Below are 16,266 nucleotides of genomic sequence, written 5' to 3' on the forward strand. Positions count from 1 at the left end.
CTCCTTATATTTCTGGGTACTGAATGCATCATATATATCAACAGTACATCCCATATTTCAGGGCACTAACTGCTTCATATATATCAACAGTACATCCCATATTTTAGGGCACTAACTGCTTCATATATATTTAGTAATTGAAATAAACAAGTTCCTCTTCAGCCGGTGAAGTCATTGATACAGTATCAGCATAAATAACCGGTCCATCGCCCTCAAATTCAGGATAATATTCCTTCTCGATCTTTCCTTCTACGATTACCCAGTCACGATCTTTTAATGTACTTGTGCCACCATAATAGCATTTAAATCCAACGAAAGCAACGTCTGCTGCGCAACATGTCATGGCAAAACGCCCTGGAACGAATTCATTTTTGCCATATGTACTTGGCTTATGAACCATGGCTTTGAATTTAACCTTCTTGCCAAGATATTTGTCCGGATTATCAGCTGCATCGATATAGAAAAGACCAAAATCAGCTTCATCAAAAGTGATAAGCGGTCCGTCTGTATCAAATGGAAGCTGTGCTTCTTCCTCATCATCCGCATCAGGAATACCGTCTTTATTTTCAAATATAACCTGTGCACGTCTGTTGACAGCTCTTATACTTCTTCTATATTCAGCCTTCTTAGTATTCTCATCGCAACGATTGAAAATGATCATGTCGGCATTCTTTAACTGATCCATGATGATCTTCTTCATGTTGCTGAGATAAACATCAAATGTTGATGAATCAACAAATGAAAGAACCTGAACAACAGTCCATCCCTTAGGAACTCTTATGCTGAAAATCTTATCAAGCTCCCACATTCCATTGTACTCAATAAGCACGAGCTCAGGCTTAACCTTTGAGCTTATATCAAGTAAATGCTCTGCCGTAAGAGTTTCCTCTGTTATAAACTCAACGAATATATTCTTTTCTGCCAAAAGATCTATATCATATTCTTCCTCTCCATCTTCACATACAAGGAGAAGTGTTTTCTGTCCTTCTGTAAATGAGCGATCTACCAAAGTCTCTCTGGCAAATTTTGTTTTACCACTTCCGAGAAAACCCATGAAGACATAAACAGGAATTTCTTTATTCATATCAAACCTCTTTTGTTTCTTTGATCATTTATATACTGCTATATTATATTTTTCTCAGGAAATATCGCGGGAAATATTTATACAAATACATTTCGCAATAATTTACACATATATATCCCATACCAATTTATACATATACATTCCGCAATGATTTATACGTATATCCCGCAATATCATCCAAAAATAATCTGTAATTAGATTACATTCCGAATAATTCTGCAATCTTATCTTCTGCAAGGTTACTACCGATAACACAAAGCTTACCTGTGTAATCTGCTACACCTTCTCTTACTTCATATTCACCCGGAACAAGATCGAACTCAAGCCATTTTCCGGACTTATCAGGAATTATTCCCTTTGCACGAAGAATGATTCCGAATTCATTATCTTCTTCAACTGCAAGCTTATCAAGAATAGCTCTAAGTTCTGTTTCATCATATTTAAGAGCTGTTTCTCTTCCCCAGCTTGTAAATACTTCATCTGCATCATGTCCGTGATGGTGATGATGTCCACAGCTGCATACTCCATTTTCATCATAATGATGGTGGTGTTCATGCTCATCTTCGTCATCATGGTGATGATGGTGATGCTCATGTTCATCTTCGTCATCATGGTGATGATGGTGATGCTCATGTTCCTCTTCATCATCATGGTGATGATGGTGATGTTCATGTTCATCCTCGTCATCGTCGTCATCATGATGATGTCCGCAGCTGCATACTCCATTTTCATCATAATGATGATGGTGATGATGATCATCCTCTTCAGGATTATATCTAAAGTTCTTCATTATATCTTCTATTGATGAAGAATGCTCGATAGCATCAAGAATGATTGTTCCATCGATCTGATCCCATGGAGTTGTGATCATTCTTGCATCAGCATTATGCTCTTTAATCATATTTACAACTTCAACAAGCTTTTCCTCTGTAGCATTCTGGCTTCTACTGAGAACTACAGTTCCGCAGGCCTCAATCTGGTTAAGGAAGAACTCACCAAAGTTCTTTATGTACATCTTTGCCTTTGTTACATCAACAACAGTTGTAGCACTGTTAAGCTTAATATCCACGTCCTGAGAAGCTTTCTCAACTGCCTTAATAACATCTGAAAGCTTACCTACTCCTGATGGCTCGATGATAACTCTGTCAGGTTTATATTCATCAACAACCTTCTTAAGAGCTTCTCCGAAGTCACCAACAAGTGAACAACAGATACATCCGGAATTCATTTCTGTAATCTCGATTCCTGCTTCCTTAAGGAATCCACCATCTATACCAATCTCACCAAACTCATTTTCAATAAGAACAACCTTTTCATTCTTGAATGCATCTGCAATAAGCTTCTTGATGAGTGTTGTTTTTCCGGCGCCTAAAAATCCGGAAATAATATCTATCTTTGCCATTTTTTTCCTCCGTTTTTTACAATACAAACAATAAACAGTTTTCACGTTATGTTATAGCAAATGAAACAGATATTTGCAACCCATTTGCAAGTATCGTATTTACCAAATAAAATAACCGTATTTAGGCTAAATTACCTTATGCTAACCACATGAACATCATATATAAATTTCCACTGTAATAGCTAATCTATCTTTCTTCGTCTTTCCATTTTCTCTTACAAAAATGAATTTACCATGCCCCCTGACAGAAACCCTGTCTCCTTCAGTAAGGCTCTTTTCTTTCTTCGTAGCTGTTCTTCCATTTATAAAAATGCGTCCTTCATTTATTATCTCCGCCGCGCTTTCTCTGGACATATTGAAAATCCTTGCAATAACAGCATCAAGTCTGTTGGAACTTATAACAACCTGTCTTTCTTCTTTTTCTATCACTAAATTATCTTCAATCTCTGAAATCTCTTGTACATCCACAGCCGTATGCTTTACCTTAAAAAGATTATCGCAAATAAATTCCGCCATATGTTCAAGAACGAAAACATACGCATTTTCCTTTATAAGGATATCCCCCAGCATTTCTCTTGTAATCCCAAGATTTATCAATGCTCCAAGGTAATCTCTGTGTGTAAGCTTTTCGGCATACTTGGCCCCCCGCGGCATAATCTTTATGAGCTTAATCGGTGGCTCTTCCGTATAAGAACACATTTCTTCATTCCCAAATATGATCATGCCGCGTTCCGCTTCATCATATCCGCCATATATCCTATATGGCACATTGATGGATTGTGCATAATCAAGAAATGAGGCAAGATCACCTTGCCCCATAAAATCCGTGTAAGTATATGTTCCGGTTCTCTCTGCTCTTTTTGCGAGCTCCTCTATCCTTTTTCTGTCCATAACTTCCTATCAATTCTCAATCGAAACTTCTTATCAATTATTGTTCATAACTTCCTGTTAATTCTCGATCATAAATTCCTATCAATTATTGTTCATAACTTCCTGTTAATTCTCGAGCACAAATTCCTATCAATTATTGATCATAACTTCTTATTAATTATTGATAGTAACTTCCAGTTGATTAAATGGTATTACTACACCATTCTCGTCGAACTGTTTCTTTATTTCTTCTGTTACTGCCCATCTTGCAGTATGAAAATCAGGACTCTTAACCCAGAATCTGACTCCGAACTTCACAGCACTATCCATGAATTCATCCACAAAACTTACAGCACCTTTATCTTTCAAAGTAAGCTCATTATCCAAAGCCGTTTTAATAAGAATATCCTTCACAGTCTTCATATCACTTTTATAGGATACACCAATCTTAATCTCAACCATTCTTTCGCCAAGCTTTGTGACATTAATGATTGAAGTATTGGAAAGGTTGCCGTTCGGGATAACCACAACTCTGTTATCAACGGTTCTAAGCTTTGTATAGAATACATCAATGCCTATTACCGTACCTTCGCATTTAGTATGATTTTCAATGATATAATCACCGACATCGAAAGGCTTAAGTATAAGTATCAGCACACCACCGGCAAGATTTGAAAGACTTCCCTGAAGTGCAAGTCCTATAGCAATACCCGAAGCTCCAAGTATCGTTACAAATGAAGTAACCTGGAATCCAAGCAACGAAGCCGCCGATATAAATAATAATATATAAAGAATTATCCTTATAAATGAAATCAGGAATCCTGAAACACTCGCCGATAATTTATGCCTGTCAAATGACTTATGGATAATCTTCAGTACAACTTTTATTACCTTACTTCCAATATAAATGAATAATAAAGTCAGTAAGACATATACACCTTTTTCGACTATCCAATCCAGCGCCTTATCCAGCCATACCGATATTTTACTTTTATTTTTTTCTGCACCTTTTATGAACTCTTCGGCTACATCTTTGTAAATATTTATCATAGACATTACCTGTTATTTACCATAAATGATCACTTACTACTTTGCTGTCTTCTTAGCAGGCGATTTACTGCCGCTTTTCTTCTTAAATACAGAAACCGATAAAGCAGGCACGGTTATCTGGATATACTGATTTCTTTCATCAACCGAACCGACTTTTGTCTGTCTCACAGTTTTATTATTCTTTCCTTCTCCACCGAATTTAGCATTATCGCTTGAGAAAATTTCCTGCCATTTTCCTTCTGAAGGAACACCAAGCTTATAATTCTTCTGTTCAACCGGAGTGAAGTTGCAGACAACCACAAGAGTATCTTTCTCATTCTTAGCATTTCTCTCATATGATACGATGCTTCTGTTGGCATCATTTACACTGATCCAGTTAAATCCTTCAGGTGATGAATCATATTCATAAAGCGCAGGCTCAGAATTATATAATTTATTAAGTTCTTTCACGTAATCCTGAATACATCTATGGGCATCAAACTCAAAAAGAGACCAGTCAAGTTCAGAGGACTCATTGAATTCAGCAAACTGAGCGAATTCCTGTCCCATGAAAATGAGTTTCTTTCCCGGATGAGTCATCATAAATCCGTATGCCGTTCTAAGGTTAGAAAATTTATCTTCATATCCTCCCGGCATCTTCTGTATCATAGAGCCTTTTTCATGAACAACTTCATCATGCGAAAGTACAAGAATGAATTTCTCACTAAATGCATACATCATACTGAATGTAAGCTCATTATGATGATATTTTCTGTATAAAGGATCAAGTTTCATATAAGACAGGAAATCATTCATCCATCCCATATTCCACTTATAATCAAATCCCATGCCGCCATCTTCTACATTATGAGTCATCATAGGCCATGCCGTTGACTCTTCTGCTATCATAATGACGCCGGGATAGTTTTCTTTCATTTTCTGATTTACCTCTTTAATGAAAGCTATCGCCTCGAGATTTTCATTACCGCCATAAATGTTCGGTCTCCACTCGCCGCCATTTCTTCCATAATCAAGGTAAAGCATTGATGCAACCGCATCAACTCTGATTCCGTCTATATGATACTTGTCAGCCCAGTAAAGTGCATTTGCAACAAGGAAATTCTTTACTTCATTTCTTCCGTAATCAAATATATAAGTTCCCCAGTGAGGATGCTCTCCACGTAAAGGATCCTGATTCTCATATAAAGGAGTTCCGTCAAATCTTCCAAGCCCATGTTCGTCACGAGGGAAATGTGCAGGTACCCAGTCAATGATGACACCGATACCCTTTGTATGCATATAATCCACGAATCCCATGAACTCTTCCGGCGATCCGTATCTTGATGTCGGAGCATAATATCCTGTTATCTGATAGCCCCATGAAGGATCATACGGATGTTCCATAATAGGCATAAGTTCAACATAGTTGTAACCCATTTCCTTCATATAATCCGCAAGCCTTATAGCTATCTCTCTGTAACTGTAAAATTCTCTTCCATCATCAGGACGTTTCCACGATCCCAAATGAACTTCATAGATATTAAGAGGTTTTTCTAATGGTACCTTGTCATCTTTAGCACCTTCATTTGACGAACTTCTTGCATCTATCCATTTCTTATCATGCCAAATATAATCAAGAGTCGTTACCTTTGAAGCATTTGCAGGTCTGATCTCAGATGTAAATGCATAAGGGTCACTCTTCATGAAAACATCGCCCTTTTTGGATCTTATTTCATATTTATAAATCTCATCAGTAAGATTGCCCGGAATAAACAGTTCAAAAATGCCCGAATAATCAAGCTTTCTCATCTGATGACGTCTTCCATCCCAATTATTGAAATTACCGACAACTGATACACGCTCTGCATTTGGCGCCCATACTGCAAAAAGCGTACCTTTTACGCCATCAACAACCATTGGATGAGAGCCTAATTTTTCATATATTTCATAATGAATGCCCTCATTGAATCTGCTGATATCTATAGGATCAATAACAGGCTCGAAAACGTATGGGTCTACTGTCTTCTGCTCTGTTCCATCCTCATATTTTATATCAAGCTCATAATCAAATGATTTCTTATCTTTGATGCAGATTGAGAAAAATCCCTCATATCTCTCAGAAATAAGTGAATAGCGTTTTTTGTCTTTTTTATCAATTACCGTAACCACCTTAGCCCCGGGAATAAATGCATTTACATATACATCATCTAAGCATTCATGTATTCCAAGTATATGATGCGGATTATCATGTCTTGCATTTACCAGAGCTTCTACTTCCATCCAATTTATAGCAAAAACAGCTCTTCTCTTTGACGCCATGCTAAACCTCCCTAATCAAGTGTATGAATAAAAATACCGCTTCTCAGCTTTGGCTCAAACCATGTTGATTTTGGTGGCATAAGTCTATGATCGTCTGCCACTTTAAAGAGTTCATCTATTGATGTAGGATACATAGAAAATGCTATCTGCATATCATTTTCAACTCGTCTCTCAAGTTCCTTAAGTCCCCTAATACCTCCTACGAAATCTATACGCTTATCAACACGTGGATCTCCTATTCCAAGGATTGGTCCAAGTATCTGATTCTGAAGTATAGATACGTCTAATCCATCAACGGCATCGTCGGATTTATACTCTTCTTTTACTGAAAGCTTATACCATTTTCCGGAAATGTACATACCGAAAATCCCCTTATTTTCAGGCTTATACATTGTTAAAACTTCTTCAACATCACAGATATTCTTAATCTTATCCATGAATTCTTCTTCCGTTAATCCGTTAAGATCTTTAACAACTCTGTTGTAATCAAGAATCTTAAGTTCATTATCAGGGAAAAGAACAGAAAGGAAATAGTTGAATTCCTCTTCTCCTGTATATCCCGGATTTTCTTCTCTTTTCTTAAGGCCAACCTTAACAGCAGAAGCTGCTCTATGATGACCATCAGCTATATAAATCTTATCGGTTGCAGCAAATTCACTTCTTATAGCCGCAATATCATTTTCATCATCAATAACCCAAACATTATGAGTAATATCATCTTCAGAAGTAAAGCTATATAAAGCCTCGCCCTGCTTAACTTTATTTACTATCTGAGTAACAGCAGTTCTATTCCTATATGCAAGGAAAATAGGTCCTGTCTGAGCATTACATGTATAAACATGATTTATTCTGTCTGCTTCTTTATCAGCTCTGGTATTTTCATGCTTCATGATAACACCATTCTGATAATCATCAATCGATGCCGCAGCAACAATACCTGTCTGGTGTCTTCCGTCCATGATCAGTTCATAAATATAATAAACATTTTTATCTTCATGAACGTAGCTTCCTTCTTTGATCATATCATAAAGCATGTCCTTAGCTTTCTGATATACTTCAGGAGCATACATGTCCTGTTCAGGTGGAAACTGTGTCTCAGGTCTGTCGATCCTTAAAAATGTATAAGGCTTGCCCTGAACCGCTTCAGCAGCTTCCTGTCTGTTATAAACATCATACGGGAGAGCCGCAATACTGTCTTCCAAACCTTTTTTAGGTCTATATGCGGCAAATGGTCTTACTTCTGCCATGATCATACCTCACTTATCATAAAATCTCTTTAATGCAAGAAAAGGCTGTATTCGTGTCATTGCACCAACACAGCCTTTACAAATTAACCTCTAATAAATTTAACCGCTCCGGCTATAGAAGCCTTGAAATCTTCATCAGAATTGTTGTTGAAAACATAAAGTTCAGGAATATTTCCCGGTTTCTCAAAATTCTGAGTAGCAACATATTCATCCCAATGTTCAAGTTTCCAAACATCTCTGTCTGAATTTCTGCTGATCATTCTCTGATGTGCAACTTCTATGTCTGTATGAATCCAGATAACCGCAAGTTCTGCACCTTTTTCAGAAAGTTTTTCACGAAGAGACTGAAGATAGTCGTCATCTCTGATCTCATCTGTGAATGGAGCGTTGATCAATACTGTATCATTATATTCCAAAGCATCAAATGCAAGGTCAAGAACAGCATAATACTCATAATCTCTGATCTCTCTCTGGAAGAACTCAGAAGATCTGTTATATTCCTGTCCTGCAACCTTAAAAATCTGCTTAGAAAGTACGATCAATGTGTCTTTGTCAAGATAGACACAGTTAGTTAAAGCCTTAGCAAGTTTTTTTGAAATAAATGTTTTTCCACAAGCCGGCGGAGAAGTAACTAAAACTAGTTTCTTCATCGACTTTACCTCCCTCTATAGAATGCTCTTATATATTAAATACATCAAATAATATTCTTTGATGGCACAGCCGAAAGATATTATAGCATAAACTATTTCTTTTGGATATAGTCTTTTGCACAAAGTAATTCTGCTGATAATACCGCACCACCTGCAGCACCCCTAAGAGTATTGTGTGAAAGTCCAACAAACTTATAATCAAAAAGTGTATCTTCTCTGAGACGTCCCATAGAAACACCCATTCCATTCTCATAGTCAACATCAAGTGAAACCTGAGGTCTGTTATCTTCCTCAAGATACTGGATGAACTGCTTTGGAGCTGAAGGAAGATTAAGCTTCTGTGGTTCTCCGCTGAAGTTAACCCATCTGTCGATGATTTCTTCCTTTGTAGGCTTCTTTCCAAAGTTAACAAATACAGTAGCTGTATGTCCGTTAAGAACAGGAACTCTTATACACTGACTTGTGATCTTTGGTCCGTTCTCACACTTCTTGATAACTCCGTCTTCAACCTTACCCCAGATTCTAAGTGGCTCCTGCTCACTCTTCTCTTCTTCACCACCGATATATGGAATGATATTTCCAACCATTTCCGGCCAATCCTTGAAAGTCTTACCTGCACCTGAAATAGCCTGATATGTAGAAACAACTACTTCCTTTGGCTCAAACTCTTTAAGTGCGAAGAGTGCAGGTGCATAACTCTGGATTGAGCAGTTAGGCTTAACAGCGATAAATCCTCTCTTTGTTCCGAGTCTTTCCTTCTGATATTTGATTACTTCATAATGCTCAGGATTAAGTTCAGGAACAACCATAGGTACGTCAGGTGTCCATCTGTGGGCGCTGTTGTTTGAAACAACCGGAGTCTCAGTCTTAGCATAAGCTTCCTCGATTGCCTTGATCTCATCCTTAGTCATATCTACTGCACTAAAAACAAAATCTACTGTTGAAGCAACTTTCTCAACTTCATTTACATTATATAATTTAAGCCCCTTTACAGCTTCAGGAATTGGTGTATCCATCTTCCATCTTCCTTCTACTGCTTCCTCATATGTTTTACCTTCGCTTCTTGGGCTGGCAGCTACAGTTACAACTTCAAACCATGGATGATTCTCAAGGATAGAGATAAATCTCTGTCCTACCATACCTGTTGCTCCAAGTATACCTACTTTAAATTTCTCGCTCATAAAAAACTTCCTCTCTCTATTTGCACGAATATATTATTTTACTATTCTAACTCTTACTACTCCATCGATAGCTGAAAGTGCAGCAGCCATATCTTCTGTTGCCTTCTCGCTGATATCAAGGATAGTATATGCATAATCGCCCTTTGACTTGCTTACCATCTCAGTAACGTTGATTCCCTTATTAGCGAAAACGCCTGTGAACTGTGTGAGCATATTAGGAATATTCTTATGACAAACTGTTACTCTTGATGCAGATTCACATACACCTGCTTCACAACGTGGATAGTTAACTGAGTTTACAACATTACCATTCTCGATAAAGTCACGAATCTCTTTAACAGCCATGATAGCACAGTTATCTTCTGATTCCTCAGTTGAAGCTCCAAGGTGAGGTGTACAGATAACTCCCTTATGTCCTGCAACTGTAGGATTAGCGAAGTCTGTAACATATCTCTTAACATGTCCTTCATCAATAGCATCAAGAAGAGCCTTCTCATCAATGAGAATATCTCTAGCGAAGTTAAGTACTACAACTCCATCCTTCATACGGCTGATAGCGTCTGCATTGATCATACCCTTTGTAGAATCAAGAAGTGGTACATGAACTGTGATGAAATCACAATTTGTATAAATATCATTTACGTTTGTGATGTGCTTAACGCTTCTTGAAAGCTTCCAAGCTGCATCAACTGAAACATATGGATCATATCCGTAAACTTCCATACCAAGTGAAACTGCAGCGTTAGCAACAAGTGCACCGATAGCACCAAGTCCGATTACACCAAGTTTCTTACCCTGGATTTCATTTCCTGCGAATGCTTTCTTCTTCTTTTCAGCTGTCTTTGCGATATCAGCGTCATCCTTTGACTCTGTTACCCAGTTAGCACCACCGATGATATCTCTTGAACCAAGAAGAAGACCTGCAAGAACAAGCTCCTTAACACCGTTTGCGTTAGCACCTGGTGTATTGAAAACTACGATACCTTTCTCTGCATATGCATCGATAGGAATATTGTTAACTCCGGCACCTGCACGGGCAACTGCAAGAAGTTTATCTGAAACAGTGAGGTCATGCATAGCTGCACTTCTTACGAGTACAACATCAGCCTCATTGAATTCTTCTGTAATCTGATAATCATTTGTAAATAAATCTGTTCCGCACTTAGCGATAGGATTAAGACAATTAATCTTCATGTTATATCCACTCCTTAATCTATATATATAGCTGTTTGGAATGAGTATATATATAGGCAAAGATGTGCCTATTTATATATACCCATTCCTAACTTATTTTAATTCAAATATTAACTTAAGCAGTTGATTATGAATTAGCTTCTTCAAATGCCTTCATGAACTCAACAAGCTTCTCTACACCTTCGATTGGCATAGCGTTGTAGATAGATGCACGCATACCACCTACTGATCTGTGACCCTTAAGGTTAACAAATCCTGCTGCTGTAGCTTCCTTAACGAACTTAGCATCAAGTTCATCATTTCCTGTTACGAATGGTACGTTCATAAGTGAACGATCCTTCTTCTCTACTGTTCCTCTGAACATCTTTGACTGATCAAGGAAATCATAAAGGATTGCAGCTTTCTTCTCATTATGAGCCTTCATAGCTTCAAGTCCGCCCATTGACTTAACCCACTTGAATACAAGTCCGCAGATATAAATACCATAACATGGAGGTGTATTGTAAAGTGAATCAGCATCTGCCTGTGTCTTATACTTAAGCATTGTTGGTACGAATTCAGGAAGATCATCTCTGATAAGGTCTTCTCTGATGATAACAACTACAACCCCTGCAGGTCCTACGTTCTTCTGAACACCAAAGTAGATAAGTCCGTAATCTGATACATTTACAGGCTGTGAAAGGATATCAGATGACATATCTGCTACAAGGATCTTGCCCTTTGTATTTGGAAGAGTCTTGTAAGCTGTTCCGTAGATTGTATTGTTATGGCAGATATAAACATAATCAGCATCATCATCGATCGGAAGATCAGAACAATCAGGAATGTACGAGAATGTCTTGTCTTCTGATGAAGCAACTGCATTTGCCTTACCATACTTCTTAGCTTCCTGATAAGCCTTCTTAGCCCACTGTCCTGTGATGATATAATCAGCAACACCATTCTTCATAAGGTTCATTGGTACAGCTGCGAACTGCTGTGATGCACCACCCTGAAGGAAAAGCACCTTATAATTATCAGGAATGTTCATAAGATCTCTTAAGTCTTTCTCTGCTTCTTTAATGATAGCATCATAAGTCTTGGATCTATGACTCATCTCCATTACGCTCTGTCCGGATCCCTGATAATCAAGCATTTCATCTGCTGCCTGCTTTAAAACTACTTCCGGTAAAATTGATGGTCCAGCTGAAAAGTTATAAACTCTTGCCATTTTTTATTCCTCCATATTTGAAAACATATAAATTATTATCTTAATTAATTACTTATTAAGCTCCTCTTCACTGTCGAAACATGTCTCGATAGCTGCACCAGGGGCAACCATTGGCCAAACCTTATCGTCCTGACCAATTACACATTCTATAACATAAGGACCCTCTCCTGCAATAGCTTTAGTGAGTGCATCCTCAAATTCTTTAACTGTTGTAACTCTGAATGCTGTACAACCAAGTCCTTCAGATACTTTAACGAAGTCAACTCCGTCATTAAGAACAGTATTGGAATATCTCTTATCATAGAAAAGTGTCTGCCACTGTCTAACCATACCGAGAACATGATTATTGATAACAATTTCTATCATATGAACATTGCTTCTTGATGCAGTAGCAAGTTCATTCATATTCATTCTAAAACATCCGTCACCTGCAATGTTGATTACAGTTTTGTCAGGACATCCAACCTTAGCTCCGATAGCTGCTCCAAGTCCGTAACCCATTGTTCCGAGTCCGCCTGAAGTAAGAAGCTGTCTAGGTTTCTTATAACTATAGTACTGAGCTGCCCACATCTGATGCTGACCTACATCAGTACAGATTATAGCCTCGCCATTTGTCTTTTCATAAATCTTATTGATTACTGCAGGACCTGTGAGATTTTCCATATCATAATGAAGCGGATACTCTTCCTTGATAGCTTTTATCTCAGCCATCCAGTCAGCTTTCTTCTTAGCAGTAATCTTTGTGTTGAGAGTCTTAAGGATCTCTTCTGCATCACCTACTATGCTTGCATCAACTTCAATATTCTTATTGATCTCAGCAGCATCGATATCTATATGAAGAATCTTTGCATCTGCAGCAAACTTTGAAGCCTTACCGATAACTCTGTCAGAGAATCTTGCTCCGATAACGATAAGAAGATCTGCCTTATTTACACCAAAATTGGAAGCCTTTGTACCATGCATTCCGATCATTCCGGTATATCTCTTACTTGTTCCGTCAAATGCACCCTTACCCATAAGAGTATCACATACAGGAGCATCAATCTTCTCAACAAAATCAGCGAGTGCTTTTGATGCACCGGAAAGTGTTGCACCGCCACCAACAAGTACATAAGGTCTCTTGGAAGCATTAATTATATTAACAGCCTTCTCTATATCATCACTCTTAATAGTAGATGTAACCTTTGCGATAGGTTCAGGCTTATGATATTCATAATCCGCATAACTTGCCGTTACATCCTTTGTAATATCTACAAGAACAGGACCCGGTCTTCCGGATTTTGCAATCTTAAACGCACGTCTTATTGTATCTGCAAGTTCATGTACATTCTTTACGATGAAGCTATGCTTTGTAATAGGCATAACAACACCTGCTATATCTATCTCCTGGAAGCTATCCTTACCGAGAAGCGCAACACCAACATTTGCAGTAATGGCAACAAGCGGAATGGAATCCATATATGCTGTTGCTATACCTGTTACAAGATTGGTTGCTCCCGGTCCTGAGGTTGCCATACATACACCCACCTTACCTGTAGCTCTCGCATAACCATCTGCAGCATGTGCAGCTCCCTGCTCATGTGATGTAAGAATGTGTGTGATTTCTCCTGAATGCTTATATAATTCATCATAAACATTAAGTATTGTACCACCCGGATAACCAAAGACGGTATCAACGCCCTGTTCCTTAAGGCATTCAATAACAATCTCAGATCCACTTAACTGTTTCATTCTTCCTCTCCTTTATATAGTCTTATTTATGTATAATTCGTAAAAAATCTAATAATTACTATTTCTACCACAACAGACGCTTAATGTCTAGTCTAATGTTTGAAATAGTCCAAAATAAACCGATTAATTCTTTGGAATCTCTAAGATAGCTCCTCTGTTTCCTGATGTTACCATTGAAGCATATCTTGCAAGATATCCTGTCTTAACCTTAGGCTCTCTTGGTGTCCAAGATTCACGTCTCTTTGCGAGCTCTTCATCAGAAACTTTAAGGTTGATAGAGTAATTATTGATATCGATTGAAATGATATCTCCCTCTTCTACAAGAGCGATAGGTCCGCCAACTGCTGCTTCAGGAGAAACATGTCCGATTGAAGCACCACGGCTTGCTCCTGAGAAACGTCCGTCTGTAATAAGAGCTACTGTAGAGCCAAGTCCCATACCTGCGATAGCTGATGTAGGATTGAGCATTTCTCTCATTCCAGGTCCGCCCTTAGGGCCTTCATATCTGATAACAACAACATCTCCGGCTACGATCTTTCCGCCCTTGATTGCTGCTATTGCATCTTCTTCACATTCAAATACTCTTGCAGGTCCTTCATGGCAAAGCATTTCAGGAACAACTGCTGAACGCTTAACAACCGAACCGTCAGGAGCAAGATTTCCTTTAAGAACTGCAAGTCCACCTGTCTTTGTATATGGATTATCAACAGGTCTTATAACTTCAGGATCCTTATTTACAGAATACTTAACTGCTTCAGCGAGAGTCTTACCTGTTACTGTCATGCAGTCTCCATTTATAAGGCCGATATCATAAAGCTCTTTGATAACTGCATATACACCACCTGCTTCATTAAGATCTTCCATATAAGTAGGACCTGCAGGAGCAAGGTGACAAAGGTTAGGTGTCTTCTCGCTAATAGGATTTGCAAATGATATATCAAAATCGAATCCGATCTCATGTGCGATAGCAGGAAGATGAAGCATAGAGTTTGTTGAACATCCAAGTGCCATATCAACTGTAAGCGCATTAAGGATTGCATCCTTTGTGATGATATCTCTAGGACGGATATTCTTCTTTAACATATCCATAACTGCATAACCTGCTTTCTTAGCAAGTCTGAGACGCTCTGAATAAACTGCAGGAATTGTTCCGTTTCCAGGAAGACCCATACCAAGAACTTCTGTAAGGCAGTTCATTGAGTTTGCAGTATACATACCTGAGCATGAACCACATGTTGGGCAAACATTCTCTTCATATTCTCTTACATCATCTTCATCTATCTTACCTGCAGCAAATTCGCCGACAGCTTCAAACATAGATGAAAGGCTTCTCTTACGTCCCTTTACATGACCTGCAAGCATAGGACCACCTGAAACAAATACAGTTGGAACATTAACTCTTGCAGCTGCCATAAGAAGTCCCGGAACGTTCTTATCACAGTTAGGGATCATAACAAGTGCATCAAACTGATGAGCAATTGCCATTGCTTCTGTTGAATCAGCTATAAGATCTCTTGTAACAAGAGAATACTTCATTCCGATATGACCCATTGCGATACCGTCACATACTGCTATAGCCGGGAACATAACAGGCGTACCACCTGCTTCTGCAACACCAAGCTTAACAGCTTCAGCAATCTTATCAAGATTCATATGACCGGGTACTATCTCATTATATGAACAAACAATACCTACCATTGGTTTCTTTATCTCTTCTGCAGTATAGCCCAGCGCATTCAAAAGTGAACGTGCAGGTGCCTGCTGCATACCACATTTCATATTATCACTCTGCATAATCTTTACTCCTTTTGTTTGATAATGTCAAACACAGTAACCAACAATACTACTGCTCCGAGACCTGCCAAGATAAATCCCATAATCTTAAAGAATGTCGGACTATTATCGAATCCTTCTATATAATTCTTTTTCGGATTATCAGGATTATATCTGACTGTAAATTGTTCGCCTCTTCTTACATAACTATGTATGTATCCTTTTTTTTGATACGTTGTACCATCAACCTCAAACTTTACAGTCGTTTTGTATGCATGTCCGTTTCTGCCTCTTCTTACACGTATTACGCTAGTAGCTGTTGCAACCGTTTCTCCTGTGTATGAATCGATTTCCTTTTTAAGTTCGTCCGGTTTCAAAAAAGCTAAAAATAATCCGATACCAATCAGTATCACGCCAGCCAAACCCATGATCATATTTTTATTCATTTTAATCCTCCCTAATGTGAACAGCCCATCGCCAAATTCAAACTGTTCAGATAAATACTGCTTATAACATCAAATTCTCAAATCCCCCTGTATGGATTTAGATCCTGAACATAAACCGACCAAAATGAAA

General features: G+C 38.3%; 13 protein-coding genes. All 13 read right to left on the reverse strand.

The genetic code is table 11. The features are described 5' to 3' along the window. Positions 1 to 130 precede the first annotated feature (130 nt). On the reverse strand, positions 131 to 1,084 hold the full coding sequence (locus tag B5D25_RS05985) for a TIGR03943 family putative permease subunit (protein ID WP_078787053.1): 954 nt from the start codon (positions 1,082 to 1,084) through the stop codon (positions 131 to 133). A 199-nt stretch (positions 1,085 to 1,283) separates the two neighbouring features. Beyond that, positions 1,284 to 2,486 carry a CobW family GTP-binding protein gene (locus B5D25_RS05990; RefSeq protein WP_078787054.1) on the reverse strand — a complete coding sequence of 401 codons (1,203 nt, stop codon included), beginning with the start codon at positions 2,484 to 2,486 and terminating at the stop codon, positions 1,284 to 1,286. A gap of 156 nt (positions 2,487 to 2,642) precedes the next feature. After that, positions 2,643 to 3,377, reverse strand: coding sequence for a YlmH/Sll1252 family protein (locus B5D25_RS05995; RefSeq protein ID WP_078787055.1), 735 nt, complete (start codon positions 3,375 to 3,377; stop codon positions 2,643 to 2,645). A gap of 153 nt (positions 3,378 to 3,530) precedes the next feature. Next, the gene (locus B5D25_RS06000) at positions 3,531 to 4,406 is read right to left on the reverse strand and encodes a mechanosensitive ion channel family protein (protein ID WP_159444093.1); all 876 of its coding nucleotides are present in this window, start codon (positions 4,404 to 4,406) and stop codon (positions 3,531 to 3,533) included. 36 nt (positions 4,407 to 4,442) lie between these two features. Next, positions 4,443 to 6,704: a 1,4-alpha-glucan branching protein GlgB gene (gene glgB, locus B5D25_RS06005; RefSeq protein WP_078787057.1), complete on the reverse strand. Its 2,262-nt coding sequence runs from the start codon at positions 6,702 to 6,704 to the stop codon at positions 4,443 to 4,445. Positions 6,705 to 6,715: 11 nt separating this feature from the next. Further along, a complete protein-coding gene (locus tag B5D25_RS06010) occupies positions 6,716 to 7,951 on the reverse strand; it encodes a DUF1015 domain-containing protein (RefSeq protein ID WP_078787058.1) in 1,236 nt (411 codons plus the stop codon). A gap of 83 nt (positions 7,952 to 8,034) precedes the next feature. Continuing rightward, the gene (locus tag B5D25_RS06015) at positions 8,035 to 8,601 is read right to left on the reverse strand and encodes a P-loop nucleotide/nucleoside kinase family protein (protein ID WP_078787059.1); all 567 of its coding nucleotides are present in this window, start codon (positions 8,599 to 8,601) and stop codon (positions 8,035 to 8,037) included. A gap of 92 nt (positions 8,602 to 8,693) precedes the next feature. After that, positions 8,694 to 9,782 carry an aspartate-semialdehyde dehydrogenase gene (gene asd, locus B5D25_RS06020; protein WP_078787060.1) on the reverse strand — a complete coding sequence of 363 codons (1,089 nt, stop codon included), beginning with the start codon at positions 9,780 to 9,782 and terminating at the stop codon, positions 8,694 to 8,696. A 33-nt stretch (positions 9,783 to 9,815) separates the two neighbouring features. Next, positions 9,816 to 10,976, reverse strand: coding sequence for a phosphoglycerate dehydrogenase (locus B5D25_RS06025; protein ID WP_078787061.1), 1,161 nt, complete (start codon positions 10,974 to 10,976; stop codon positions 9,816 to 9,818). A gap of 127 nt (positions 10,977 to 11,103) precedes the next feature. Further along, positions 11,104 to 12,186 (reverse strand): 3-phosphoserine/phosphohydroxythreonine transaminase, encoded by a 1,083-nt coding sequence (gene serC / locus B5D25_RS06030; protein WP_078787062.1) that lies wholly within the window; start codon positions 12,184 to 12,186, stop codon positions 11,104 to 11,106. Positions 12,187 to 12,234: 48 nt separating this feature from the next. Then, entirely contained in the window at positions 12,235 to 13,917 is a 1,683-nt protein-coding gene (gene ilvB / locus B5D25_RS06035; protein ID WP_078787063.1) for a biosynthetic-type acetolactate synthase large subunit, read from the reverse strand. Positions 13,918 to 14,040: 123 nt separating this feature from the next. Then, on the reverse strand, positions 14,041 to 15,711 hold the full coding sequence (ilvD, locus tag B5D25_RS06040; protein WP_078787064.1) for a dihydroxy-acid dehydratase: 1,671 nt from the start codon (positions 15,709 to 15,711) through the stop codon (positions 14,041 to 14,043). A 5-nt stretch (positions 15,712 to 15,716) separates the two neighbouring features. Beyond that, positions 15,717 to 16,136: a DUF3592 domain-containing protein gene (locus B5D25_RS06045; RefSeq protein WP_078787065.1), complete on the reverse strand. Its 420-nt coding sequence runs from the start codon at positions 16,134 to 16,136 to the stop codon at positions 15,717 to 15,719. Between the last annotated feature and the right edge of the window lie 130 nt (positions 16,137 to 16,266).

This window comes from Eubacterium ruminantium, assembly GCF_900167085.1.
Lineage (GTDB): Bacteria > Bacillota > Clostridia > Lachnospirales > Lachnospiraceae > Eubacterium_Q > Eubacterium_Q ruminantium.

Bases quoted from the DNA above. Each gene is read 5' to 3' on its own strand.
- B5D25_RS05985 (WP_078787053.1), bottom strand. From the start codon at position 1,084: ATGAATAAAGAAATTCCTGTTTATGTCTTCATGGGTTTTCTCGGAAGT.
- glgB (WP_078787057.1), bottom strand. From the start codon at position 6,704: ATGGCGTCAAAGAGAAGAGCTGTTTTTGCTATAAATTGGATGGAAGTA.
- B5D25_RS06010 (WP_078787058.1), bottom strand. From the start codon at position 7,951: ATGGCAGAAGTAAGACCATTTGCCGCATATAGACCTAAAAAAGGTTTG.
- B5D25_RS06000 (WP_159444093.1), bottom strand. From the start codon at position 4,406: ATGATAAATATTTACAAAGATGTAGCCGAAGAGTTCATAAAAGGTGCA.
- asd (WP_078787060.1), bottom strand. From the start codon at position 9,782: ATGAGCGAGAAATTTAAAGTAGGTATACTTGGAGCAACAGGTATGGTA.
- B5D25_RS05990 (WP_078787054.1), bottom strand. From the start codon at position 2,486: ATGGCAAAGATAGATATTATTTCCGGATTTTTAGGCGCCGGAAAAACA.
- B5D25_RS06015 (WP_078787059.1), bottom strand. From the start codon at position 8,601: ATGAAGAAACTAGTTTTAGTTACTTCTCCGCCGGCTTGTGGAAAAACA.
- B5D25_RS06045 (WP_078787065.1), bottom strand. From the start codon at position 16,136: ATGAATAAAAATATGATCATGGGTTTGGCTGGCGTGATACTGATTGGT.
- ilvD (WP_078787064.1), bottom strand. From the start codon at position 15,711: ATGCAGAGTGATAATATGAAATGTGGTATGCAGCAGGCACCTGCACGT.
- B5D25_RS06025 (WP_078787061.1), bottom strand. From the start codon at position 10,976: ATGAAGATTAATTGTCTTAATCCTATCGCTAAGTGCGGAACAGATTTA.
- B5D25_RS05995 (WP_078787055.1), bottom strand. From the start codon at position 3,377: ATGGACAGAAAAAGGATAGAGGAGCTCGCAAAAAGAGCAGAGAGAACC.
- serC (WP_078787062.1), bottom strand. From the start codon at position 12,186: ATGGCAAGAGTTTATAACTTTTCAGCTGGACCATCAATTTTACCGGAA.
- ilvB (WP_078787063.1), bottom strand. From the start codon at position 13,917: ATGAAACAGTTAAGTGGATCTGAGATTGTTATTGAATGCCTTAAGGAA.